Below are 23,010 nucleotides of genomic sequence, written 5' to 3' on the forward strand. Positions count from 1 at the left end.
TTTATGGAAGTGTTAGCCAGTTCACACTTTCATGAATGGTTATTTTTCAGACAGATGTTCCAGAACTAAACTTCATCTCCCGGTCGCAATCCGTCTGCTGGATTGCCGGGGGACAACAAAGACAAGACACGCAACGGACGCACCTGTATGACGAGTGATTCAACCGATCGGAGAATCAAGGATCGCTACCCAGCCTCTTGCCTTCAGGTCTGGTTACGGGAACGCGGGTTCCTTGGCCGTGGCAAGCAGGCCACCTCGGTCACCTGCCTGGACCTGAACCGTTACGGCATGGCCGTTCTCTGCCCGCGACCGGTGGAGCCTGGTGTTCGTTTATTCCTGGACTTTGCCGGCAAGTACATCCGGGAATCCCGTGTGGGTGCCCGGGTTGTGGAGTGCCAGCCATACCAGGCCGGCTTTCGGATCAGCGTACAGTTCAGTTACTGCCTGGATAAAAAAGGCTATTCACGCGCCATGGACAACGCATTGTCACGGATCGAAGGTTTCTACAACCGTTTAGCCAGCTAACTCCCCTTCCAGGCCAACTCCGGGGGTTAGATCAGGCCGGCATCCAGGCTGGCCGCCACATACAGGCCCAACTCCTGGCACTGCTCGGAAAATTCCTCGCGGTATTCGCCGCGACAGATCAGCGGCTCCTGAATCCGCTTCCAGCGCAGGCCTGTTGCGATCGACTCGATGGCGCGATGGGTGCCGGTGCCATCATGGCCCGCCCGGATGTAATAGGCAAAGGGCAGGCCCTGGGTGCGCTCCAGGCACGGATAATAGCTTCGGTCAAAGAAGTCCTTCAGCGCCCCGCTCATGTAACCGAGGTTTTCAGTGGTCCCGAGGATAATGGCGTCGCAGGCGAGTACGTCCTCCGGGCCAGCATCCAGGGGCGCCAGAACGGTCACCTCTACATTCTCGATATCCGCATGCCGTGCGCCCTTCTCCACCGCCTCCCGCAGTTTGAGGGTATTCGGGGACGGCGCATGAGCCACGATCAATAATTTTTTGCTGTTTTCCACACTTTCTCCCGGATCGGTTCGCAGCATTGATGCCCCTGCGATTACCGAATATGCAGCAGGGAAATCCAGGATCAGTGTAACAAAGTCAATTTTCCAGAACTTCCTGCAAGGGCTGGCCAACCGCGCCTGAAGGCGCTTTGGCACCGATCACAGCAGACAGTGTCGGGGCAATGTCATACGGCGCTACCGGTCGAGTGACGGTCCGGGCCTTCAGGCCGTATCCGGAAAAAATCACCGGCACGTGGGTGTCATAACGCCACGGTGACCCGTGAACCGAAGCCACCTCCAAGCCATCAAAATCGTTAATGAAGACGTTGGGGTTGAATACCACGTAGATGTCGCCCGAACGTTTCGGGTGGAAGTTATTCAGGACGGCATCGATGACCGGAACATTCGGGAATGCGCCCGACCGCAGGGCCGAGCTGGGAATTGCCACGGAGATACCCTCAAACTGCATCAGCGTCTCGGCAAGCGTCTGTTCGACAGCCACTTTATCCAGGCCTTCCTTCTCAATGATGTCATTATTGAGATACAGATAAGGCTGGAAGAACGCCTCGATCAGCTCCTCGCCGATGCCAAATTTCGTCTTCAGGGCTTCAATGGCCGGCGTTTTGTCCAGCGCCTCAACATCGAAATAGCTGGCGGTGGACACGCCGAGCTGGTTGAGATGGCCGGGGACCTCCGGTTGTCCGTGATCCGCCGAGAGCACAATCAATGTGTTCTCAAGCCCCACGTGCTTGTCAACAAAGCCGAGCAGGTCCGCCAGGGTGCGGTCGAGACGAGCCATGTTGTCTTCGGCCTCCAGACTGGAGGCACCAAATATGTGACCAACGTAGTCGGTTGAGGAAAAACTGACCGCCAGGAAATCCGGCACATCGTCCTGCCCCAATTGCTCTTCAGTCAACAGCGCTTTTGCAAAATCGAGGGTCAGTTCATCTCCGGCCGGACTGAGGGTCAGGCGGGTGGTCATGTACTTATCGTCGGCCGCCCCCAAGGCGTGGGGAAACGCACGCCCGAAACCCGGGAAATCGGTCTCGAAGCCTTGATCATCAGCGCCGGCGAACTGGTAGGCATCCGGTTCAAGGAGCAGGTCCCAGGCTTTGCCCGCGTACTTGCCAACGGGCTTGCCCGCATTCCAGTCCGTCACCCACTGCGGGTACTCGTCATAGTAATAGGTGCTGGTAACAAACTCCCCGGTGGCCTTGGAGAACCAAAAAGCTTTCCCGGTCTGCCCCGCCAGCGTAACCGCGCCGCGATCTTTCACGGAAACGCCGAATATCTTCGAACGCCCATTGAAATAAATCGCCAGTTCATCGCTGAAGGTCGACGTCAGGATGGCGGTTGGTGACCGGCCATCCACCTTGGCGGCCTTCTGGGTCGGATCGATTTCAGTCTGTTCATCCACGTCAGCGCCCGCGGTCAGCAACCGATAGCGGGCGTCTTCGATGTTGTAGACCAGGCGCCCCAACTCACGGTCAAACCAGACATTCCCGATCATCCCGTGGCGCGCCGGTACCGTGCCCGTGGCCAACGAGGCGTGGCCGACCACGGTCTCCGTGTTGGCGTGGCGGTAATTGGCGTTGGAATAGGTGATTCCATTGCTCCACAGGCGCTTGAAGCCATCCTCTCCCAGAACGGACGCGTAACGCTCCGGCAGATCGGCCCGTAGTGCATCCACGGTGATTTGCAGAATCAGTTTCGGGTGGCCGCCCCCGGCTTCTGCAGCGCCTGATACGCCGGGTGTCAGCCCGACGATCAGGACGGCAAGTGCAGGCCCGAGCACTACACGCGCCCATCTATTTAGAACGTGCTTCATTCCAGTCCCCCAGTCGACCGGCGAAATAGTGCCCCTCGATTATCCAACGATAAGCGCGATCGGGATTACCCGCCCTGATTTTCCTGCAACATTTCCAGGACCCGTTCCAGATTGAAGCTGCCGGGCTTCTGACGGGGAGGGAAATCTTTATAGGTCTCCAGATGCTGACTCACGTAAGCTGAGCCGGGCAGCAACAGGAATGCACGGTCAAAGCGCCACATCGCATACTTTTCAGAGTCATGGTCTGCCCGTTCAAACGGATCGCCGCGCATATCAAACAGCTTGGGCACGCGCAGGGTAACCATCGGCTCCTGCCACACTTCGAAACCGTGAGCTCGCTGCTCCATGAAGACCAGCTTCCAGCGGTCATAGCGCAGGCACGCCAGGTCGCCATCATCGGTCCAGTAGAAAAATTCCTTGCGAGGGCCCTCTTCCACTTCGCCTTTGAAGTACGGCAACAGGTTGTAGCCATCCAGATGAACCTTGAAATCCCTGCCATTGGCTTCGTGGCCTTCCAACAACTTTTCCTTGATGTCGGGCTCACCAACCGCCGCCAGGAGGGTAGGCAACATGTCTTCGTGGGAAAACACATCGTTGTATACGCTTCCGGGTTCGATCACGCCGGGCCATTTGATCAGTGTCGGCACGCGATAACCGCCGTCCCAGTTCGAGTTTTTCTCGTTGCGAAAAGGCGTCATGCCGCCATCGGGCCAGGCAAAGATTTCGGCACCATTGTCAGTGGAGTACATGATGATGGTGTTGTCTTCGAGCCCCAGTTCACGCACCTTGGCGAGCAACTGGCCGACATGACCATCATGCTCGACCATACCGTCGGCATAGACACCCAGGCCGGTAACGCCTTCCGACGCTGGCTTAAGATGGGTATTCACGTGCATGCGGGTGGAATTCCACCAGACAAAAAAGGGCTTATCGGCTCGGTGAGCACGGTCTATGAAATTCAGGGCGGCGCCTGTGACTTCGTCGTCGATGGTCTCCATCCGCTTTTTGGTCAGCGGACCGGTATCTTCGATGTCACCATCGGCAAAGCTCTTGATGACGCCCCGCGGCCCGAACTTCTTCTTGAACTCCGGGTTCTGCGGGTAATCCGGGTTCTCTGGCTCCTCCTCGGCGTTGAGGTGGTAGAGGTTGCCCAGGAACTCATCAAAACCATGGTTGGTTGGCAGCATTTCATCCAGATCCCCCAGATGATTCTTGCCAAATTGCCCGGTCATGTAACCATGGTTTTTAAGCAATTCTGCGATGGTGGGGTCTTTTTCCGACAGACCTTCCTTTGCGCCCGGAAGCCCGACTTTCAGCAACCCGGTTCGGTACGGACTCTGTCCGGTAATGAAGGCCGCACGTCCGGCGGTGCAACTCTGTTGCCCGTACCAGTCGGTAAACAAGGCGCCTTCTTTGGCAATGCTGTCGATGTTGGGCGTCTGATAGCCCATCATTCCCCGATGGTAGACACTGGGGTTCGACCAGCCGATGTCATCACCCCAGATGATCAATATGTTCGGCTTTTCCGACTGGGCATAAGTGAGGGTGGAGCATAGAGCGAAGAGTGCAAGAAGGCACAGCTTCAGGGGAGCGTAATGCGGCGTTTTCATGGGGATACCCTGGTTTGGTTGAAGATCCTTTTAACCAAACAATCACCACTACGGCCCCGCGTTTCTAGCGGGGCCACTACCCGGATCGTCTTATCTGTGTATAACACACAATCCTTGCTTTTCAAGTCGGCGGCATCCCCGGCAAGACAGGTACGTCGAGACGAAAGGGATCGAAAATCGGAGGGATGGACTGGACTGGAAGGGAGCATGGGCAGCAGGAAATGCGTCCTGCTGCCCATTCTTGGACGGACAGTTAGTTAGAGCAGTTCGCCATTTGCTTCAGCCGGGGCTTCCTCGGCCTTCTCTTTTTTCTCCGGCTTTGGCATCAGCTTGTCACGGACCTTGGCTTCAATTTCCGTGGCCAGATCCAGGTTCTCTTCCAGGAACTTGCAGGCGTTGGCCTTGCCCTGGCCAATCTTGTCGCCGTTGTAGGCATACCAGGCACCGGATTTGTCCACGAAGCCTTCTTTCACACCCATGTCCAGAACCTCGGCCATGTGGTAGATACCCTTGCCGTACATGATCTGGAATTCGGCCTGGCGGAACGGCGGCGCCACCTTGTTCTTGACCACTTTCACGCGGGTTTCGTTACCCACCACTTCGTCGCCATCCTTCACGGAACCGATGCGACGGATATCCAGACGCACAGAAGAGTAGAATTTCAGGGCGTTACCACCGGTCGTGGTTTCCGGGCTGCCGAACATAACACCAATCTTCATTCGAATCTGATTGATAAAGATCATCAGACAGTTGGCGTGCTTGACGTTACCGGTGAGTTTGCGCAAGGCCTGAGACATCAAACGCGCCTGAAGCCCCACGTGACTGTCGCCCATTTCGCCTTCGATCTCCGCTTTCGGCGTCAGAGCTGCGACGGAGTCCACGATGATCACGTCAACGGCGTTGGAGCGAACCAGCATATCAGCGATTTCCAGTGCCTGTTCGCCGGTATCCGGCTGGGACACCAGCAGGTCGTCGACATTCACGCCCAGCTTTTCAGCGTAAATCGGATCAAGTGCGTGCTCCGCATCGACAAAGGCACAGGTTTTTCCCTGCTTCTGGGCTTCAGCGATGACCTGGAGGGTCAGCGTGGTTTTACCGGAACTTTCCGGGCCGTAGATCTCACAGATCCGCCCATAGGGAAGGCCGCCAATACCCAGGGCAACGTCGAGTCCGAGAGAACCGGTGGATACCGCAGGAATGGCTTCACGGGGCTGATCGCCCATTTTCATGACGGCGCCCTTGCCGAACTGGCGCTCAATCTGACCCAGTGCTGCGCTTAGTGCTTTCTTGCGGTTGTCTTCCATCAGTGCAAACCCTCTGTCGCCGTAGCCACCGGTCGTCACTTAACGCCGGTCGCAGAATTTTGGAGCGGGAACTTGTACAGCAGATACAGCAAATTCCCTGTATATTTGAACAGTATTAAAACATAACCCGATGAGGAGACCAACCCCCTCTTTCACGAAACTGACCCGAGGCTTCCGCCAGTCCCATCTGACGCCATTCAGGATGCGCCCAGGAAATCACTGACCCCCTGCAACGCAAAGAGCACCGCCTGGCGCCGAACCTGGTCCCGGTCACCTGGAAAATGGGCCACCACGGCTTCCGTGGATGCCTGGCCTCGGCCCCAGGCAAACCACACCGTGCCCACAGGCTTATCTTCGCTGCCACCGCCCGGACCCGCGACACCACTGATGGCCACAGCCACATCCGCACCGGTCACCGCCAGCGCACCGGCAACCATTTCCCGAACCACCGGTTCACTTACGGCACCGTGGTCAGCCAGTGATTGGCCGCTTACGCCCAGCAACCCTTCCTTGGCACTGTTGCTGTACGTTACCAGGCCTCCCAACACATACGCGGAGGAACCCGCCCTGTCCGTCAACACCTTGGCTACCCAGCCTCCGGTGCAGCTCTCGGCCGTGACAACCATACGTCCCTGCCGCTCCAGCAGTTTGCCAAGGCGGGCCCCCGCCTCAGACAATTCCTGATCACTGGCGGTCATAATGATCTCCTTCGTTTCATCCGGGGCGTTATTTTCTTACAATTCACGCCTTCATCCAAAGCAAGGCAATCCGGACCGTCCATGTCAGCAGCCCAGACCGATCTCTCCAAGCACACCCCCATGATGCAGCAGTACCTGAAGATCAAGGGGCAGCATCCCAACGAGCTGGTGTTCTACCGCATGGGGGACTTCTACGAGCTGTTTTATGAAGACGCCAAGAAAGCCGCCGAGCTGATGGACATCACATTGACAGCTCGCGGGCAATCCGGCGGCAACCCGATCCCCATGGCCGGCATCCCGTTCCATTCATCTGAGGGATACATTGCCCGGCTGGTGCGGGCGGGTCAATCCATCGCCATCTGCGAACAGATTGGCGATCCGGCCACCAGTAAAGGCCCGGTCGATCGCCAGGTGGTTCGAATTGTCACGCCGGGCACACTCAGTGACGATGCCTATCTGGAGGACCGTCGCGACAATCTGCTGGTAGCCATTTACAGCCATCGCGAACAATTCGGCTTTGCCTCGCTGGATATTTCCAGCGGCCGCTTTGCGGTCTCTGAGCTGGACGACCTGGAAGCCCTGCAGGGCGAACTCCAGCGCGTGCGTCCGGCGGAAATCCTGATAAGCGAGGACTTCCCTTACGAAGAGGTGCTGGAGGGTTACACCGGCGTTCGCCGCCAGGGGCCCTGGCTGTTCGAATCCGATACGGCACGCCGGGTCATCACACACCAGCTGCAGGTGCGGGACCTGACCGGGTTCGGCTGCGAGGACCTGACCCTGGCCATCTGCGCTGCCGGCTGCCTGCTGCAGTATGCCAAGGAAACCCAACGCACCGCCCTGCCCCACATCCGGAAACTGACCCGGGAACGGCGGGATGAAGCGGTCATCCTGGATGCCGCCAGCCGCCGCAACCTCGAGATCGACTCCAACCTGATGGGCGGCCACCTGCATACGCTGGCCTGGGTAATGGATCGCACTGCCACCTCCATGGGCGGCCGGGAGCTGCGGCGCTGGCTCAATCGCCCACTGCGCGACGTGACTGTGGTCTCCCAGCGCCAACAGGCGGTATCGGCGTTGCTGGACGGCTTTCATTATGAGCCGGTGCACGACCTGCTGAAGGCGGTCGGAGACATTGAACGGGTGCTCGCCCGGGTCGCCCTGCGCTCGGCCCGCCCCCGGGACCTGGCCCGGTTGCGGGATGCCTTCCAGGCGTTGCCCAGCCTTCAGGAAACCCTGAAACCGGTCAATTCCCATCACATTGTGAAGCTGGCGACCATCATCGGCGAATACCCGGAGCTGGCTGACCTGCTTGAACGGTCCATCATCGACAATCCGCCCGTGGTTATCCGTGACGGCGGCGTTATCCGTGAGGGCTTTGACGAGGAACTGGACGACCTACGCAACATCAGCGAGAACGCGGGCCAGTACCTGCTGGACGTGGAAACCCGGGAACGGGACCGTACCAGTATCAGCACCCTCAAGGTGGGCTACAACCGGGTGCACGGCTACTACATCGAAATCAGCCGGGCCCAGTCCGACCAGGCTCCGGTGGATTACATTCGGCGCCAGACCCTGAAAAACGCGGAACGGTTTATCACCCCGGAACTGAAAGAGTTCGAGGACAAGGCCCTGAGCGCCAAGAGCCGCGCGCTGGCCCGTGAAAAGGCCCTTTACGATGAGGTCCTGGAAGCGGTCGCCGAGCAGCTGGCGCCACTTCAGGATGCTGCCCAGGCTCTGGCCGAGCTGGACGTCCTGAGCAACTTTGCCGAACGGGCCACCACCCTGCGCCTTGCGGCACCGGAATTCAGTGAATCACCGGGTTTTGATATCGAAGAGGGCCGCCATCCGGTGGTGGAGCAGCTGCTGGATGAACCCTTTGTGCCCAACGACCTGCTGATGGATACCCAGCGTCGTATGCTGGTGATCACCGGCCCGAACATGGGCGGTAAGTCCACCTACATGCGTCAGGCCGCGCTGATTGCCCTGCTGGCCTACACCGGCAGTTTCGTACCGGCCAACCGCGCGGTTCTGGGGCCCGTCGACCGGATTTTCACCCGCATGGGCTCCTCCGATGACATTGCCGGCGGTCGCTCCACGTTTATGGTGGAAATGACTGAAACCGCCAATATCCTCCACAATGCCACGGAGTTCAGCCTGGTGCTGATGGATGAGGTGGGCCGCGGTACCAGCACCTTCGATGGGCTTTCCCTGGCCTGGGCCACGGCCGAACACCTGGCAAAAAACATTCGCTGCTACACCCTGTTCGCCACGCACTACTTTGAACTGACCCAGCTCGCCGATGACCTCGCCCACGCCGTCAACGTGCACCTGACTGCCACCGAGCACGACGACAGCATCGTCTTCCTTCACAACGTCCACGATGGCCCGGCGAGCCAGAGCTACGGCCTGCAGGTGGCCAAGCTCGCTGGTGTACCTCAGGACGTGATACGCAACGCCAAGGGCCAGTTGGCCCACCTCGAAGGCAGCGCAACCCCCGCTGCAGTCCCTACGAACCAGGCCCCGGCGCCAAGCGCTCAGGAGGCCCGCCCGCAGCCTTCAGCGCGCGTCAGCGAGCCGGTCATGCAAGGTGATATGTTCGCAAGTCTGGAGCCCAGTGTGGTCGAACGAACACTCAAGGCGCTTGAGTTGGATGACCTGACCCCGAGAGAGGCCCTGAACCGGCTTTACGAACTGAAGGAATTGCTGGAGAAATGACCGGAATTTTCCGGCTTTTTGATCCAAGTAATAACGATATAGCGGGTCAACTCTTGCGGGTCTGCGGGGCGCTCCCTACAATATCGCGCAATAAAACATAACCATGGAGCCTGACTGCAAGCTCCCGATGAGATTGACCACTGGACCAGGGATCTGACTATGGCGTTTATCGTTACTGATAACTGCATCAAGTGCAAATACACAGACTGCGTGGAAGTCTGCCCGGTAGACTGTTTCTACGAAGGCCCGAACTTTCTGGTAATTGATCCGGACGAGTGCATTGACTGCGCCCTGTGTGAGCCCGAGTGCCCGGCAGAAGCGATCTTCTCCGAGGATGAGCTGCCCGCCGATCAGGTCCAGTTTGTAGAGATCAACGCCGATCTCGCGGGCAAGTGGCCAAACATTACCGAGAAGAAGGACCCGCTGCCGGACGCCGAGGAATGGGACGGCAAACCGGACAAGATCCAGTACCTCGAGAAGTAAGGCGACGCCTGAATGCAAAAAGGGAAGCTCCCAGGGCTTCCCTTTTTGTTTGCCTGTTCAGGCGTCCTTCCAATCCGATCGGTTCAGCTACTGGCCAGCTTCGCCCCCATGGCGACAAAGAACCCGCCGGTGGCAGCATTCAACGCACGTTTCACCCGCGCACTCGCCCCCAGCCCCTTGAACCGGACCACCGCAAAGGCCAGCCCACACTGCCAGACCATGGCGAGCAGGAAATGGACACTCGCCAGGACCAGCGACTGCTGGAAAGCGTTACCGGCTGGGTCCACGAATTGTGGCAAAAGGGCCATATAGAACAGGGCTGTCTTGGGGTTGAGGACATTGGAGAGCAGCCCCTCCCGGAACGAGACCGACGTGCCCACCCGCCGCCTGACCACCTCGCGCGGCTCCGTCTTGGGCCTGCTGTTCCTTGACCAGGCCTGGCGGAGTGAGGCAATGCCCAGCCATACCAGATAACAGGCTCCCGCCCATTTCAGTGCGGAGAAGGCCCACGCGGTTTCAACCAGCAAAATGGAAATCCCCAGCGCCGAGAGCGTCGCGTGGATAAACAGCCCGCTACAGATACCGACACTGGTCACACAGCCATCTCTCAAGCCACCACGACCGGTATTACGCATCACCAGCAGGGTGTCGACACCCGGTGTAATGGTCAGCAGAGTAATAGCTACCAGGTACGCCCAGAACAATTCTGTAAACATGGCAGGCCTCCGGTGAATGGCCGGTGGCTGCGCTGGTCAGGCCTCCGGCTCAAGAATCTTGCGTGCCGCCGCAGAACTGTAAAAGCTGCTCAACCTGCGGCGCACCAGGGCCTCAACATAGCCCTGTTCCCGCAACACGTCCATAACCGGAAGTGCGTAGGCATCGATTTCGGCCATGATCATTTCCCGGGTGACTCCAACATCTTTAAGCAGGTCGCTGATCGGACGGTCGCCATACTTGGCAAACAGGTGTTCCACCACCGCGCGGGCACATCCCTCGAAGTAGGCGGTTTTTCGGAACTCAAGCCAGAACTCGTAGCCCAGCACCACGAATTCCTGAAGTTCGACATCCCCCATTCCTTCGCGCAGTTCGGCAATGGTGCGATTCTCTACCGACACCCAGCCGGCCATAACACTGTCCCGCAGTTCGTCATCGGACAGCGCCTTGTTGAGGAACTCCTCGCTGCGGGCAATCAGCCCCGGCAAGCTATCGGATAACCAGGCTTTTATCCGCCGCTCAAACGTTTCATCCAGTCCCGGCACGGCCCGATTCGCCATTTTCTTGCCGAACTTCATCATGGAACCCACCCCCGGCACCGACTTGGTAATGAGGTTGTCCTCGTAGAGGTAATTCACGAGGCCGGCGTAGACCACGTTGGACACCAGCTCCTGATAGACCGGATGTGCCATGATCTCGCTGATGACCCGCTCCCGCTGCTGGCGCAATTCCAGGGCCTCTTCCACGAAACCGGTTGCCTGGTCCCGGCTGATGATTTCGCCCAGCGTGGTCTGTTCCTGCACCGGCGCGTTCATCACCTCCGTGGCCATTTCCGCCGCCAGTTCAGGGATACCGGCATCCAGCTCCATATTCACGACGATCCGCTGGATCACCCCCATCACCTGCTCCACAGAACTCAGTCGACCAAGGGTAACCACATCAGCCTGCCCCAGGAGTTCCGTCACCTCGCGCTCAAGGAACTTGCGCAACCTGGCCCCTTTAAGCGACGCCATTTCGTGCTTTACGTGCTGTTCCAGCAGCCTGCTGGCGAGATCCGCATTGCTGTTGCTCATGGGTTCAACGGTCCTGTATGCAAAAGGTTTGGAAGAAGGCTTACGAGGCTAACACGGCAGCGCCAGGGAAGAGTTTGCCAAAACTACCGGGTTACGACCGCGGCTGGGCAAATGCCGGCCGCCACGTCGGTTTGTAGCGGCGGCGACTTACTGGAAATCGTTGAAGGTGTGCGGATCAGCAGCCAGGGCGAGACACAAGCTGCCCGGCCCCACATAGATGCTGCTGGTGATCCCCATCTGGGACAGCAACAGCTCGACGCCATTGCGTTCGCAGGCGTCCCGAAGACGGTTCAGCCCCGGCAGGTCCTCGATTTCGGTCCAGGTCAGGCCACAGGACAGGCTGACATAGGGCGTGGCCAGGCCCGCCTCCACCCGGGCGGCAGCGTAGTTCATCACTTTTTCCACCGCCACATCAAAACTTCGGGTCTTGGCCACGGGCTGGCCTTCTGCTCCCTTACCGAAGATCACCGGCGTGATATTGAGGGCCTTTCCCAGGAAGGCCACCAGCGCCGAGACGCTCTTGTCGCCGCGTCGACGGGCCCGTTCCCGGATGTAGTGAAGGTCTCGCGGGATGACACAGGTGTAGATCTTGTCCGAGAAGGTCTCGACCTCATGCCGAAGGGCGTTCTTGGAGAGCTTCTGCTCGATCAGTTTCAGGGTATGGGCGGCAAGGAGGCCCTGGCCGGCAAAAATCTGCTTGCTGTCGATGACCCGCATCGAGAACTTGCCCTCACGCCCTGCTGCCGCGCGGGCCTTGTCGTAATTGGCGAGCACACTGTTCATGGCCTCGGTGGCATTTTCAAAGATCAGGCTTCGACTGCGGGTGACGGTTTCACAGAACGCCACATCGAATTGGGTGATGATCTTCTCCATGAACAGGTCGTAGATCTGCTTCGGCGAATAGGCCTGGGTCTCGGCCTGATGCCCTTTCTGCAGCAACCCGCTCTGGTAGAACTCCTGGGTCCTGACCGGGTCATGCTCGTCGATGTAGGTCTGGCCATCTATGACAGCCGTAACAGGAAGGATAAACAGGTCGTGCTTGCGACTGAATTCGTAGGGTAAATCGCACGCGGAATCGACGATCAAACCAATTCGCATGATGAGGCCTCCAGCGCCGGGCTGATCCTCGATGGGAACGCCCTTTATTGTCATTATTTTAAAAGGAGACCAGTTTTACACAACCCGGTCAGAATTTCAGCACCACACCGTCAATGGGCGGATGGTGCTGCCTCCAGTTCCTTCAGGTTTTTTTCAAGAAGTCGCCGGTTGTCCTGTTGCCAGGGATGGAACCCTTTGCGGAAGTAGGCAAGAAATTCGGGCAGGCACTTGCGGATAACCCCGGGTTTTCCCCACAGGAAATTCAGGCCGCCCAGCCACGTTTTCACACTCCAGAGCTTGCCGTCAGTCTTAAGCAGGCTACAGGTGTTCAGGAACGTGTACTTGAAGAAATTCCAGGTAACAAAGAGGAACACGATGCGCCGCAGACGCTCATCGCCGACACACTCGCGATAGACATCAAAGGCCACTGATTTGTGCTCGGTCTCCTCGATCGCGTGCCAACGCCAGAGACGCGCCATGGCCGGGGTCGCGCCCTCCATCCATTCCGGATGGCGGAGTATGGCGTTCGCCAGAACTGCCGTGTAATGCTCAGCGCCACAGGTTCCCGCCAGTTGCCGACTGGGCGGCAGATTGGCCACCCACTTCATGTGCCGGGCGAATCGTTCGTCAATGGCATCGATGTCATAACCCCGGGCTTTCAAGGCTTCGTTGTAGCTTTTATGTTCACGGCTGTGCAGCGCTTCCTGACCAATAAACCCGCGTATTTCAGCCTGGAGCTTGGGGTCTTCAATGCGATCCCGGTATAGCCGAACGGCGTTGATAAACTGCTGCTCACCATCCGGAAACTGAAGGGACAGGGCGTTGAAGAATGCGGTCCTGAAGGCATTGTTGCCGTGCCAGAAGGATTTCAGGTCGTCACTGACATCGAACCGGATATGCCGGGGCTGAACCGACACCCCTTCGGGAGTGGAACTGATGGTCATGGCTGCCTCCTGTTGTTATCACGTTTTGTCGTGTTGTTATCGATTACAAACAGCGGTTAAACATTCACCAGTGGAATCAGTTTAAACCTGAAAACAAGAACGAAGGAAGGCTTTGGAACGAACATTTCGACAAATTGTCACGAAATGACATTCTGTCATCATTCAGAATGTGGAGAAAAAAGGGAGGCATTCCGCCTCCCAAGGACACACGGGGGGGTGGCCCGCCTCCGGTCCGAAATCGGAGGCTGCGGCCCATGGGATCAGTCCAGCTCTTTGGCCTGATCCCTCAGCACGAACTTCTGGATCTTGCCCGTGGAGGTCTTGGGCAGTTCCGAGAACACGACAGTCTTGGGAACCTTGAAGCGAGCCAGGTGCTCACGGCAGAAGCTGATGATGTCGTCCGCACTGACTTCACCCGCTTCGGGCTTGAGGGTCACAAAGGCGCAGGGCGTTTCCCCCCACTTTTCGTCCGGTCGAGCTACCACGGCAGCCTCAAGCACGGCAGGATGACGGTATAGCGTGTCTTCCACTTCGATGGTGGAAATGTTCTCACCACCCGAGATGATAATGTCTTTCAGGCGGTCCTTGATTTCCATGTAGCCGTCCTCGTGCCAGACGGCCAGATCACCGGTATGGAACCATCCGCCCCGGAAGGCCTCCTCGGTGGCCTTCGGATTTTTCAGGTAACCCTTCATCACGGTGTTACCGCGCAGGAAGATCTCACCGATGGTCTTGCCGTCTTTGGGCACCGGTTCCATGGTATTCGGGTCGCCCACCATGGTTCCTGCCAGGGTGTGGTAACGGACGCCCTGGCGGGCCTTCTTCCTGGCCCGATCATGCAACGGCAGCTTGTCCCACTCGGTTTTCCACGCACAGACGGTCACCGGGCCATAGACTTCGGTGAGGCCGTATACGTGGGTAACCTCAATGCCCATCTCCTCAATGGCTCCGATTACCTGGGCAGGTGGCGCCGCACCGGCCGTCATGGACTTCACGTCGTGATCAATACCGGCCTTGGCCGATTCCGGCACGTTCAGCAGGGCGTTCAGCACGATCGGGGCACCACACATGTGGGTGACCTGGTGATCACGAATGAGTTGCAGAATTTTCTCCGGATCTACCCGACGCAGGCACACGTGGGTTCCGGCCATGGCCGTAATGGTCCAGGGGAAACACCAGCCATTGCAGTGGAACATCGGCAACGTCCAGAGGTAGACCGGGTGCATGTCCATCGACCAGACCGCCTGGTTACCCAGGGCGTTGAGGTAGGCACCGCGATGATGGTAGACCACGCCTTTCGGGTTACCGGTCGTGCCGGAGGTGTAATTCAGGGAAATCGCGTCCCACTCATCCGCCGGAAAGCTCCACTGGAACGCGGGATCACCTTCATGCAGAAAGGCCTCATAATCCAGTTCGCTGACCCGAACCCCCTCGCCGTACTCGGGATCGTCCACATCAATAACCAGTGGCTTGTGCTTGAGGCGGCTGACGGCGTCATTGATGACATCGCCAAACTCGCGATCGGCGATCACCACCTTCGCTTCGCCGTGCTCCAGCATGAAGGCAATGGCTTCGGCGTCCAGCCGCACGTTCAGGGTGTTCAAAACCGCGCCGACCATGGGGACACCGAAATGGCTCTCCACCATGGCCGGAATGTTCGGCAGCATCACCGCCACGGTATCACCCCGGCCAATACCGCGCCCTTTCAGGGCCGAGGCGAGTCGCACGCAGCGCTCGTATGTCTGGGCCCAGGTGTACCGGATGGCACCGTGAATGACGGACGGGAATTCCGGGTAAACGCCGGCAGTACGTTCAATAAAATCAACCGGCGATTGAACGGCGTAATTGGCATCGACGGGCGCAAGGCCCTGATCAAAAATCGAGGTCATTGTGGGGTCCTCTGTGAGCACTGTTGTTCTTATGGTGTATTCAGGAGAATCGCTAAAGCCGCTATACTTCGAGCTGGCCGAAATGGTATTTGATAGAACAAATACTAGAAATTACACTAACGTATTATAGTGCAAATACCATATTAACCACGATGACAAATTCTCCCCCCGTAACCGTATTTAGTTTGCCGGACGCAGACCCGCAACCCGGACTGGTACTGAATACCGATTGCGAGTTGCTTCTGCTCAATCGTGCAGCCAGGGAATTGATTGTGCGCAACGGCCTCACCGACGCACTGGACCTGTTACCGGTCAATACCTGTGCACTGGTGATGTCAGCGCTGAACCAGAACCGGGCCATCGAGGGCGTGGAAGCGAGGGTCGGCGAGACCATTCTGCTCTGGGCCTTTATCCCTGATCCGCAAACCGGACAGCTACTGGTTCGGGGCCGGGATGCGACGGAAGACGTGCGCATGCGTGAAGAGGCCACCCGCTCCAACAGGCTGTATCGGCTGATTACCGAAAATACCACCGACCTGATTTCCCGCCATGCACCGGACGGACGCTTCATTGATGCCACACCGGCCTCCTGGCGGCTGCTCGGATACTGGCCCGAGGAACTCCGTGGAAAATCCCTGGCAGGCATCTTCAAGGGAAATTCGGTAACCCGGAAGCTGACCGAGACCCGCAACCGCCTTCGTGACTATGGCTACGCCACAATGACCGTGGACATTATCCACCGTGACGGCACCCGGCGCTGGTTCGAAATCGCCAGCCGGGCTATCCGGGAAACCTATACCGGCGCCGTCATCGAGGTTGTCAGCGTCTCCCGGGACATCACCGGCCGGGTTGAGTCGGAGGAGAGCAATCGGCGTCTTGCCGACGAACTGGCCCATGCCGCGCGTCTGGCGACCCTGGGGGAACTTGCCTCCGGCATTGCCCACGAGATGAACCAGCCTCTGGCCACCATCGTGAATTTTGCCAGCGCCAGTCAGCGCTACCTGAAAAATGCCCGGACCAATCCGGAATGCCTGAACCGCGTGGACGATGGCCTGCAGAAGATCGTCCATCACGCCAACCGGGCGTCAGAAGTGATCAAACGATTACGGGCGTTCCTGCGCAAGGGTCACAAACGTACCGCGCCGGTATCCCTGAACGACGTCGTCGCCAATGTTGCCCGCCTGTGCCAGTGGGAAGCGGACAAGAACGGTGTCCGGATTACCCAGCGTCTCGCCCGTTGTGCCCCGGTGATAACTGCTGATCCGGTGCTTCTGGAACAGGTGCTGATCAACCTGATCCGCAACGGTATCGAGGCGAACGTTGAAGCCCGGGACCGGCACGCCGGCGACACGCCCTCCTCGGTCGTGATCAGCACCTGCGTCAACACCGCCGGGGAAACCCTGATTGAGGTAAGTGATCAGGGCACGGGCCTGGATGACCGGGGCATTCGGCAGATGTTCCAGCCGTTTTACACCAGCAAACCCCAGGGGCTGGGACTGGGGCTCTCCATGAGCCGCTCCATTATCGAGGGTTTTGGCGGCTTTCTGGATGCCACTCCGGCCAGATCCGGCGGTCTGACGCTGATCTGCCGGTTTCCGCCAACAACCTGCACCCAATCCAACGCTGCACCCCGCACGGAGACTCAACCCGATGACTGATACCTCAGCCACCGAATCCACCACCGTTTATGTGGTTGATGACGACGCCGGCATGCTGGAATCCACCCAGTGGCTGCTGGAGTCGGTCGGCCTTCACGTGGCAGCCTACAGCGACGGCCGCAAGTTCCTGGATGCGGTTAGCGGCTCGGATGCAGGCTGCGTGGTGCTGGATGTCCGCATGCCCGGCCTGGGCGGACTGAACGTGCAGGAGGAATTGCAGAAACGAGGGTTGGAGCTGCCCATCATTTTCGTGTCCGGCCACGCCGACGTGCCCATTGTGGTCCGGGCCTTCAAGTCGGGTGCGTTCGATTTCATTGAGAAGCCGTTCAACGAACAGCTATTGCTGGACAGCGTGCAACAGGCGCTGCAGGAGCACCGCCAGACCAGTCACCGGCAGCAGGGTGACGAGTCCACCGAAAGCCTTCTGGCGACCCTCACCCGGCGGGAGCGGGACGTATTCCTGCCGCTGGCCCAGGGCTATACCAGTCGTGAAATCGCCGACCAGCTGGACGTGGGCGTGAAAACCATAGACCTCTACCGCGCCCGGGTGATGAAACGACTGGAGGCCGAGCGTCTGCCGGATGTTACCGGCATCGCCATCGCCGCCGGCCTGATTGACCCGCTGGACTTGCGGGCCGGGGACTAACCGGCCACTTTCCGCTCCGCGTGGGCCAACGCGCCCAAACGGACCACGGCCTGTTCAATACGCTCGGTCCAGGGATTGGCGCTGTTCAGGCGAAGGCAGTTGTCGTATTTGTTCGTGGTTGAAAACATCAGTCCCGGTGACACATTGATATTCTCCGCCCTTGCCTTCTGGTAGATCTCGGTCCCCGAAATGCCGTCCGGTAGCTGGACCCACAGGACAAAGCCGCCTTGGGGCCGGCTGACGGCGGTGCCTTCCGGGAACGATCGGGTAATCGCCGCCCGCATTCGCTCTGACGACTCCCGATAATGCTGCCGGGCTGAACGCAGGTATCGATCGTAACTGCCCTGCTCCAGGAAATGGGCTACCGCCAACTGCGGAATGGAGGACGTGGCCAGGTTAACGAAATACTTGTGCTGTCGGGCCATGGCCATGTAACGACCGGGTACCATCCAGCCCAGCCGAAGCCCCGGCGAAATGGTTTTTGAGAAGGAACTGCAGTAGATCACGTTGTCCGTGCGATCAAAGGCCTTGGCGGGCCGGGGCCGTTCCCCGGAGTGGTATAGATCGCCGTAGATGTCGTCCTCGATCAGCGGCACCGAGGCGGCAGCCAGCATGGAAACCAGCTGTTTCTTGCGCTCGTCCGGCATTCTCGCGCCCATCGGGTTGCTGTGGTTGGTGACGACCACGCAGGCCTTGAGCGGCCATTGGTCAAGCGCCAGTTGCAGTCCCTCCAGGCTCATCCCGTCCGACGGATGGGTCGGGATCTCAATCACCCGCAGTCCCACCACTTCCAGGGCCTGCAGGATTCCGGGAAACGACGGCGTCTCAACGGCAACAATGTCGCCCGGTTGGGTCACAGCCCGCAACGCCAGGATGATCGCTTCCTGGGCACCGTTGGTGGCCAGTACGTCGTCCGGCGTGATGGGTACACCCAGGGCTGCCATGCGCTGGGCAATCTGGCGCCGGAAGGATTCCTTGCCCGGGAACGCATAGTCCAGGGTCTCCAGACCCCGGCGCGCCGCCCACAAGGTACTTTGCTGGATCTGACGCAGGGGTAGGAAATCCGGGTGCGGAATTGCGGTGGCCAATGGCACCATGCGCTTCTGTTCGTCCACGCACAGGTCAAGAGTCATCTCGCGGGCGGTCACCGGTACCGGTTTGGCACGATGCTTCTGCATAACCGGCTCCGGCGCATCCAGCGCCGGCAGTCGCACGAAATAGCCGCTGCGCTCACGGGCATCGAGGTACCCCCGGCCTTCCAGGGTCTGATGGGCCTGCAAGACCGTGGAAATGCTCACCCCGAACTGCCGGCTCAGCACTCGCACGCCGGGCAATCGATCTCCGTCCCGATAGACGCCATCCTGAATCAGCGCCTGTAACTGGTCCGCCACCTGATTGTATAGAACGCCCATGTCAGCCACCTCCCTTTCAAGCTCCAGACTCCCATTGCACCAGATTCAGGACCAAACGGATCGGTACAGTTCGAGGGGAATTCGCCCGGTACAGTTGAAGCCATGATACTCCTGTACCGGTTCAAAACCAGATCATCTGCATCTGTAACGACTGCCGACCGTGCCACACAATAACCCCGTGAACTGACGCCCTTCCGGCGTTATCGTGTTCTCAGCCACAGGGAGAAGAGAAATGACCTATTCCATCTATCAGGTAGACGCCTTTACCGATCGCATTTTCGGCGGAAACCCAGCAGCAGTCATGCCGCTGGAGCATTGGCTCCCGGATGCCACGTTGCTGGCACTGGCCAACGAGAACAATCTGTCGGAAACCGCCTTTCTGGTCCCCTTGCCGGACAACGAGGACGCCGATTTTCATATCCGCTGGTTTACCCCGGGTGTCGAGGTACCGCTCTGTGGCCATGCAACCCTGGCCAGTGCCTGGGTGCTGTTCAACAAACTGGGCTGGACCGGGGAGACTGTTCGCTTTCAGTCCAAGAGCGGCATCCTGGGTGTTCGCCAGGATGATGGGGGCTGGCTGGTTCTGGATTTTCCGAACCTCGCATTTGAGCAGCAGGATACCCCGCAACTGGTGAGAGAAGCCCTCCCCGAAGCGCCGGAAACTGCCTTCTTCGTACCCAACGACACTAACTACATGGTGGTCCTCGACAGCGAAGCTGCGGTGCGGGCGGCGCAACCGGATTTACGCAAGCTCAAGACGCTGGGTAACCAGGGTCTGATCGTGACAGCCAAGGGCGAGGAGTGCGACTTCGTTAGCCGGTACTTTGCCCCGGGCGCCGGCATTGACGAGGACCCGGTGACCGGCTCCATCCACAGCGTGCTGGTGCCCTACTGGGCCGAGGTTCTGGGCAAGACCCGGTTGAACGCACACCAGGTGTCGAGACGAGGTGGTGTCCTGCGCTGCGAGTTGAAAGGTGAGCGCGTAGCCATTGCCGGGCAGGCGGCCTTTTTCATGGAGGGTTCCATTCAGCTGTAGCCGGGTGCGGCAATTACACGATGGCAATGTCAAACGGTGAGAGATTTGGCGCCAACCGGAGTATAAAGCCCAATACATCCGGTAAAAGGAGCCTGAACCATGACAGCGACCAAAGCATTCGCGGCACAATCTCCCACCTCCGGCATGGCCCCGCACGACATCACGAGGCGGTCGTTGCGCAAGGACGATGTTGCCATTGAGATCGACTACTGTGGCGTCTGCCATACCGACATACATTTCGCCGAGAACGACTGGGGCGTCACCCAGTACCCGGTTGTTCCCGGCCATGAAATCGTCGGACGCGTCACGGCCGTCGGCCCCGGCGTGAAGAACTATCAGGAAGGTGACATCGTCGGCGTAGGCTGCATGGTCGATTCCTGCCGTACCTGCTCTGCCTGTGAAGCCGGCCTGGAACAATACTGCAGCGAAGGCATGACCGGCACCTATAACGGCGAGGACCGTTACGACCACTCCATCACCTTCGGCGGTTACTCCGAACGGGTTGTGGTCAGTGAACGGTTCGTGGTCCGGGTCCCGGACAAACTGGACATCCAGAAGGCAGCGCCGCTGTTGTGCGCCGGCATCACCACCTACTCGCCCTTGCGTCACTATGGCGTCAAAGCGGGACACAAGGTCGGCGTGATCGGCATGGGCGGTCTTGGTCACATGGGCGTGAAGTTTGCCAAGGCGCTGGGCGCCGAAGTCACCATCTTCACCCGCTCTGAAAGCAAGGTCGCCGAGGCCAAGAAACAGGGTGCCGACCATGTGGTGATATCCACCGACGAGGACCAGATGGCGGAAGTCGCGGAGACTTTCGACTTCATGCTCGACACCGTCCCGGTACAACACGACCTGAACCCTTACCTAAACTGCCTGACCTACGATGGCACCCACATCATTGTCGGGTTGCTGGAGCCCATCGAGCCGGCTCTGGAGGCAGGTGCCCTGGTGTTCAAGCGTCGGGTTCTGGCCGGTTCACTCATCGGCGGCATGCCGGAGACCCAGGAAGTCCTGGATTTCTGCGCCGAGCACGACATCAGTTGCGATGTCGAGATGCTGGACATTCACAACATCAACGACGCCTACGAACGGATGAAAAAGGGCGACGTGAAATACCGGTTCGTGATTGATATGGCAACACTGAAAAACAGCTAGTGGCATCGCGTATAATGCCCGCACATTTCTCTTTGTGCGGGTACTCATGAGTTCGGACTACGACGTAATCATCATTGGCGCGGGGGCCGCTGGTCTGATGTGCGCGGCCACGGCAGGATACCGTGGCCGCAAGGTGCTGGTGATTGACCACGCCAACAAGCCGGGCAAGAAAATTCTGATGTCCGGTGGCGGCCGCTGCAACTTCACCAACCTGAACAGCACGCCCGCCAACTTTCTGTCCGATAATCCTCATTACTGCATTTCGGCGCTCAAACGCTATACCCCCCAGGACTTCCTGGAACTGGTGGAGCGCCACGGCGTAGAGCACGAGGAGAAAGCAGCGGGGCAACTGTTCTGCAAAGACAGCGCCAAAGACATCCTGAACGTCCTGCTTACCGAGTGCGAATGGGCCGGCGCTGAAATCCGGTTAAAAACCTCCGTATCCGGCGTACAGGGCATCGATACCGGTTACAAGCTGGCCACCAGCGCCGGCTCGCTGACCTGCGAGTCCCTGGTCATTGCCAGTGGCGGGCTATCCATTCCCACCATGGGCGCCACCGGCTTCGGCTATGACATCGCCAGACAGTTCGGGCTCACCCTCCTGCCCACACGGGCCGGCCTGGTGCCGTTTACCCTGCACCCGGAACTGAAGGAACAGCTCGCGCCCCTGTCCGGCGTCAGTTGCCCGGTCGACGTCTCGTGCCGTGACCAGCATTTCCGCGAACCCATGCTCGTCACCCACCGCGGTCTGAGTGGCCCCTCAATGCTGCAGATCTCCAGTTACTGGCACCCGGGTGACGAACTGACGGTAGACCTGTTGCCCGCCAACCGGATTCACGAAGACCTCCTTTCCCTGAGGAAAAACAAGCCTCAGTCCACCGTCGGCCACTACCTCGGACAGCATTTGCCCAAACGGTTTGCCCAGGCTTACAACGACATGCACGGCTGGACAGGCCCCCTGCAGGGCTATAAGAACAGCGACCTGGAACAGGTAGCGGAAGCGCTCGGCCAGTGGCACATCAAGCCCGCCGGAACTGAGGGCTACCGAACGGCGGAGGTGACCCTGGGTGGCGTGGATACTCGACAGCTGTCCTCAAAGACCATGGCCGTACTCGAACGCCCCAATCTCTATTTTATCGGTGAAGTGGTGGACGTGACCGGGCACCTTGGCGGCCATAACTTCCAGTGGGCGTGGGCCTCGGGTGTGGCGGCGGGCAACGTTGCCTGAAGGTGTTCGGGTGCCTTTGGTGGGTGTGACCCTCTATGATTTTATCCCTAACGCCCACGAGGGAATGTTATCCTCAGCGCCTTCAGAGTTCCAACAACCAGACCTGCACACTGAGACCTATGATTACGGCCCTCCACCGTAAAAAGCTGCTTCCGACTCTCGTCATGCTGTTCGCGCTGGCAGGCTTGTCACTCTCGGTAATCGGTGAGGCTTTCTCACACGGTGTGGCTCAGATGGCAGGAAGTCCGGAAGCGGGCCAGGCCGATCATTCACACAGTGATGATCGTCACAGCCACGATGCCGGTCAAGAACCAGATACCTCGCGGCATCACGATGCCGGCAACCATACCCACGACACCGTGGACCAGCTGACGATTCCTCTTATCTCCCAGGGTATGGCCGCGCTCAGGCAACCGGTTCCTTTTGCCGGTGACTCCCCCCGCAGTTTTCGCTACCGGCTTGAACGGCCTCCTAAAGCACTCCCTTCTGCTTGAATCTCGCTGCCCTTG

At 58.9% G+C, this 23,010-nt stretch carries 20 protein-coding genes; 9 read left to right on the forward strand and 11 right to left on the reverse strand.

Features of this window, described 5'->3' with window-relative positions:
* The first annotated feature begins 147 nt into the window (after positions 1 to 147).
* The gene (locus K0B93_RS16105; protein ID WP_219868283.1) at positions 148 to 525 is read left to right on the forward strand and encodes a PilZ domain-containing protein; all 378 of its coding nucleotides are present in this window, start codon (positions 148 to 150) and stop codon (positions 523 to 525) included.
* Positions 526 to 551: 26 nt separating this feature from the next.
* Here the strand turns inward: K0B93_RS16105 and K0B93_RS16110 are convergent, their stop codons facing one another.
* From K0B93_RS16110 to K0B93_RS16130, 5 genes are all read right to left on the reverse strand, one after another.
* On the reverse strand, positions 552 to 1,049 hold the full coding sequence (locus tag K0B93_RS16110; RefSeq protein ID WP_219868284.1) for a flavodoxin family protein: 498 nt from the start codon (positions 1,047 to 1,049) through the stop codon (positions 552 to 554).
* A 58-nt stretch (positions 1,050 to 1,107) separates the two neighbouring features.
* Complete coding sequence (locus K0B93_RS16115; protein WP_219868285.1) at positions 1,108 to 2,838, reverse strand: alkaline phosphatase family protein; 1,731 nt, start codon at positions 2,836 to 2,838, stop codon at positions 1,108 to 1,110.
* A gap of 65 nt (positions 2,839 to 2,903) precedes the next feature.
* Entirely contained in the window at positions 2,904 to 4,448 is a 1,545-nt protein-coding gene (locus tag K0B93_RS16120; RefSeq protein ID WP_219868286.1) for an arylsulfatase, read from the reverse strand.
* Between the two features lie 257 nt (positions 4,449 to 4,705).
* The gene (recA, locus tag K0B93_RS16125) at positions 4,706 to 5,752 is read right to left on the reverse strand and encodes a recombinase RecA (protein WP_219868287.1); all 1,047 of its coding nucleotides are present in this window, start codon (positions 5,750 to 5,752) and stop codon (positions 4,706 to 4,708) included.
* 197 nt (positions 5,753 to 5,949) lie between these two features.
* Entirely contained in the window at positions 5,950 to 6,450 is a 501-nt protein-coding gene (locus K0B93_RS16130) for a nicotinamide-nucleotide amidohydrolase family protein (protein WP_219868288.1), read from the reverse strand.
* 81 nt (positions 6,451 to 6,531) lie between these two features.
* Between K0B93_RS16130 and mutS the strand changes: the two genes are divergently transcribed.
* Together mutS and fdxA are read left to right on the forward strand one after the other, a co-directional pair.
* Positions 6,532 to 9,165 carry a DNA mismatch repair protein MutS gene (mutS, locus tag K0B93_RS16135; RefSeq protein ID WP_219868289.1) on the forward strand — a complete coding sequence of 878 codons (2,634 nt, stop codon included), beginning with the start codon at positions 6,532 to 6,534 and terminating at the stop codon, positions 9,163 to 9,165.
* Positions 9,166 to 9,324: 159 nt separating this feature from the next.
* Positions 9,325 to 9,648, forward strand: a complete 324-nt coding sequence (fdxA, locus tag K0B93_RS16140) for a ferredoxin FdxA (RefSeq protein WP_219868290.1) — start codon at positions 9,325 to 9,327, stop codon at positions 9,646 to 9,648.
* A gap of 83 nt (positions 9,649 to 9,731) precedes the next feature.
* Here the strand turns inward: fdxA and K0B93_RS16145 are convergent, their stop codons facing one another.
* From K0B93_RS16145 to K0B93_RS16165, 5 genes are all read right to left on the reverse strand, one after another.
* A complete protein-coding gene (locus K0B93_RS16145; protein WP_219868291.1) occupies positions 9,732 to 10,364 on the reverse strand; it encodes a LysE family translocator in 633 nt (210 codons plus the stop codon).
* Positions 10,365 to 10,400: 36 nt separating this feature from the next.
* On the reverse strand, positions 10,401 to 11,435 hold the full coding sequence (locus K0B93_RS16150; RefSeq protein WP_219868292.1) for a hypothetical protein: 1,035 nt from the start codon (positions 11,433 to 11,435) through the stop codon (positions 10,401 to 10,403).
* 147 nt (positions 11,436 to 11,582) lie between these two features.
* Positions 11,583 to 12,533: a DegV family protein gene (locus K0B93_RS16155; RefSeq protein WP_219868293.1), complete on the reverse strand. Its 951-nt coding sequence runs from the start codon at positions 12,531 to 12,533 to the stop codon at positions 11,583 to 11,585.
* Between the two features lie 110 nt (positions 12,534 to 12,643).
* Entirely contained in the window at positions 12,644 to 13,477 is an 834-nt protein-coding gene (locus K0B93_RS16160; RefSeq protein WP_219868294.1) for a metal-dependent hydrolase, read from the reverse strand.
* Positions 13,478 to 13,737: 260 nt separating this feature from the next.
* Positions 13,738 to 15,366: an acyl-CoA synthetase gene (locus K0B93_RS16165; protein ID WP_219868295.1), complete on the reverse strand. Its 1,629-nt coding sequence runs from the start codon at positions 15,364 to 15,366 to the stop codon at positions 13,738 to 13,740.
* A gap of 152 nt (positions 15,367 to 15,518) precedes the next feature.
* On the opposite strand from K0B93_RS16165, the gene K0B93_RS16170 reads away from it, so the two are divergent.
* Positions 15,519 to 17,024: a PAS domain S-box protein gene (locus K0B93_RS16170; protein WP_219868296.1), complete on the forward strand. Its 1,506-nt coding sequence runs from the start codon at positions 15,519 to 15,521 to the stop codon at positions 17,022 to 17,024.
* A complete protein-coding gene (locus tag K0B93_RS16175) occupies positions 17,017 to 17,670 on the forward strand; it encodes a response regulator transcription factor (protein ID WP_219868297.1) in 654 nt (217 codons plus the stop codon). Before K0B93_RS16170 ends, K0B93_RS16175 begins: the two co-directional genes overlap by 8 nt.
* Here the strand turns inward: K0B93_RS16175 and K0B93_RS16180 are convergent.
* A complete protein-coding gene (locus K0B93_RS16180) occupies positions 17,667 to 19,082 on the reverse strand; it encodes a PLP-dependent aminotransferase family protein (RefSeq protein WP_219868298.1) in 1,416 nt (471 codons plus the stop codon). The genes K0B93_RS16175 and K0B93_RS16180 overlap by 4 nt on opposite strands.
* A 232-nt stretch (positions 19,083 to 19,314) precedes the next feature.
* Between K0B93_RS16180 and K0B93_RS16185 the strand changes: the two genes are divergently transcribed.
* The 4 genes from K0B93_RS16185 to K0B93_RS16200 all read left to right on the forward strand — a co-directional run bounded on the left by K0B93_RS16185 (position 19,315) and on the right by K0B93_RS16200 (position 22,995).
* Positions 19,315 to 20,118 carry a PhzF family phenazine biosynthesis protein gene (locus K0B93_RS16185; RefSeq protein WP_219868299.1) on the forward strand — a complete coding sequence of 268 codons (804 nt, stop codon included), beginning with the start codon at positions 19,315 to 19,317 and terminating at the stop codon, positions 20,116 to 20,118.
* A 99-nt stretch (positions 20,119 to 20,217) separates the two neighbouring features.
* The gene (locus tag K0B93_RS16190) at positions 20,218 to 21,273 is read left to right on the forward strand and encodes an NAD(P)-dependent alcohol dehydrogenase (protein ID WP_219868300.1); all 1,056 of its coding nucleotides are present in this window, start codon (positions 20,218 to 20,220) and stop codon (positions 21,271 to 21,273) included.
* Between the two features lie 46 nt (positions 21,274 to 21,319).
* Positions 21,320 to 22,501: an NAD(P)/FAD-dependent oxidoreductase gene (locus K0B93_RS16195; protein WP_219868301.1), complete on the forward strand. Its 1,182-nt coding sequence runs from the start codon at positions 21,320 to 21,322 to the stop codon at positions 22,499 to 22,501.
* A 119-nt stretch (positions 22,502 to 22,620) separates the two neighbouring features.
* Positions 22,621 to 22,995 (forward strand): hypothetical protein, encoded by a 375-nt coding sequence (locus tag K0B93_RS16200; protein WP_219868302.1) that lies wholly within the window; start codon positions 22,621 to 22,623, stop codon positions 22,993 to 22,995.
* Positions 22,996 to 23,010 lie beyond the last annotated feature (15 nt).

It is taken from the genome of Marinobacter sp. F4218, from assembly GCF_019443085.1.
Taxonomy (GTDB): Bacteria; Pseudomonadota; Gammaproteobacteria; order Pseudomonadales; family Oleiphilaceae; genus Marinobacter; species Marinobacter albus.

What these genes read in the sequence shown, in the direction of transcription:
- K0B93_RS16175 (WP_219868297.1), top strand. Translation starts at nt 17,017, where the DNA reads ATGACTGATACCTCAGCCACCGAATCCACCACCGTTTATGTGGTTGAT.
- recA (WP_219868287.1), bottom strand. Translation starts at nt 5,752, where the DNA reads ATGGAAGACAACCGCAAGAAAGCACTAAGCGCAGCACTGGGTCAGATT.
- K0B93_RS16110 (WP_219868284.1), bottom strand. Translation starts at nt 1,049, where the DNA reads ATGCTGCGAACCGATCCGGGAGAAAGTGTGGAAAACAGCAAAAAATTA.
- fdxA (WP_219868290.1), top strand. Translation starts at nt 9,325, where the DNA reads ATGGCGTTTATCGTTACTGATAACTGCATCAAGTGCAAATACACAGAC.
- K0B93_RS16160 (WP_219868294.1), bottom strand. Translation starts at nt 13,477, where the DNA reads ATGACCATCAGTTCCACTCCCGAAGGGGTGTCGGTTCAGCCCCGGCAT.
- K0B93_RS16120 (WP_219868286.1), bottom strand. Translation starts at nt 4,448, where the DNA reads ATGAAAACGCCGCATTACGCTCCCCTGAAGCTGTGCCTTCTTGCACTC.
- K0B93_RS16190 (WP_219868300.1), top strand. Translation starts at nt 20,218, where the DNA reads ATGACAGCGACCAAAGCATTCGCGGCACAATCTCCCACCTCCGGCATG.
- K0B93_RS16170 (WP_219868296.1), top strand. Translation starts at nt 15,519, where the DNA reads ATGACAAATTCTCCCCCCGTAACCGTATTTAGTTTGCCGGACGCAGAC.
- K0B93_RS16115 (WP_219868285.1), bottom strand. Translation starts at nt 2,838, where the DNA reads ATGAAGCACGTTCTAAATAGATGGGCGCGTGTAGTGCTCGGGCCTGCA.
- K0B93_RS16145 (WP_219868291.1), bottom strand. Translation starts at nt 10,364, where the DNA reads ATGTTTACAGAATTGTTCTGGGCGTACCTGGTAGCTATTACTCTGCTG.
- K0B93_RS16150 (WP_219868292.1), bottom strand. Translation starts at nt 11,435, where the DNA reads ATGAGCAACAGCAATGCGGATCTCGCCAGCAGGCTGCTGGAACAGCAC.
- K0B93_RS16200 (WP_219868302.1), top strand. Translation starts at nt 22,621, where the DNA reads ATGATTACGGCCCTCCACCGTAAAAAGCTGCTTCCGACTCTCGTCATG.
- K0B93_RS16105 (WP_219868283.1), top strand. Translation starts at nt 148, where the DNA reads ATGACGAGTGATTCAACCGATCGGAGAATCAAGGATCGCTACCCAGCC.
- K0B93_RS16155 (WP_219868293.1), bottom strand. Translation starts at nt 12,533, where the DNA reads ATGCGAATTGGTTTGATCGTCGATTCCGCGTGCGATTTACCCTACGAA.
- K0B93_RS16185 (WP_219868299.1), top strand. Translation starts at nt 19,315, where the DNA reads ATGACCTATTCCATCTATCAGGTAGACGCCTTTACCGATCGCATTTTC.
- K0B93_RS16180 (WP_219868298.1), bottom strand. Translation starts at nt 19,082, where the DNA reads ATGGGCGTTCTATACAATCAGGTGGCGGACCAGTTACAGGCGCTGATT.
- K0B93_RS16195 (WP_219868301.1), top strand. Translation starts at nt 21,320, where the DNA reads ATGAGTTCGGACTACGACGTAATCATCATTGGCGCGGGGGCCGCTGGT.
- K0B93_RS16130 (WP_219868288.1), bottom strand. Translation starts at nt 6,450, where the DNA reads ATGACCGCCAGTGATCAGGAATTGTCTGAGGCGGGGGCCCGCCTTGGC.
- mutS (WP_219868289.1), top strand. Translation starts at nt 6,532, where the DNA reads ATGTCAGCAGCCCAGACCGATCTCTCCAAGCACACCCCCATGATGCAG.
- K0B93_RS16165 (WP_219868295.1), bottom strand. Translation starts at nt 15,366, where the DNA reads ATGACCTCGATTTTTGATCAGGGCCTTGCGCCCGTCGATGCCAATTAC.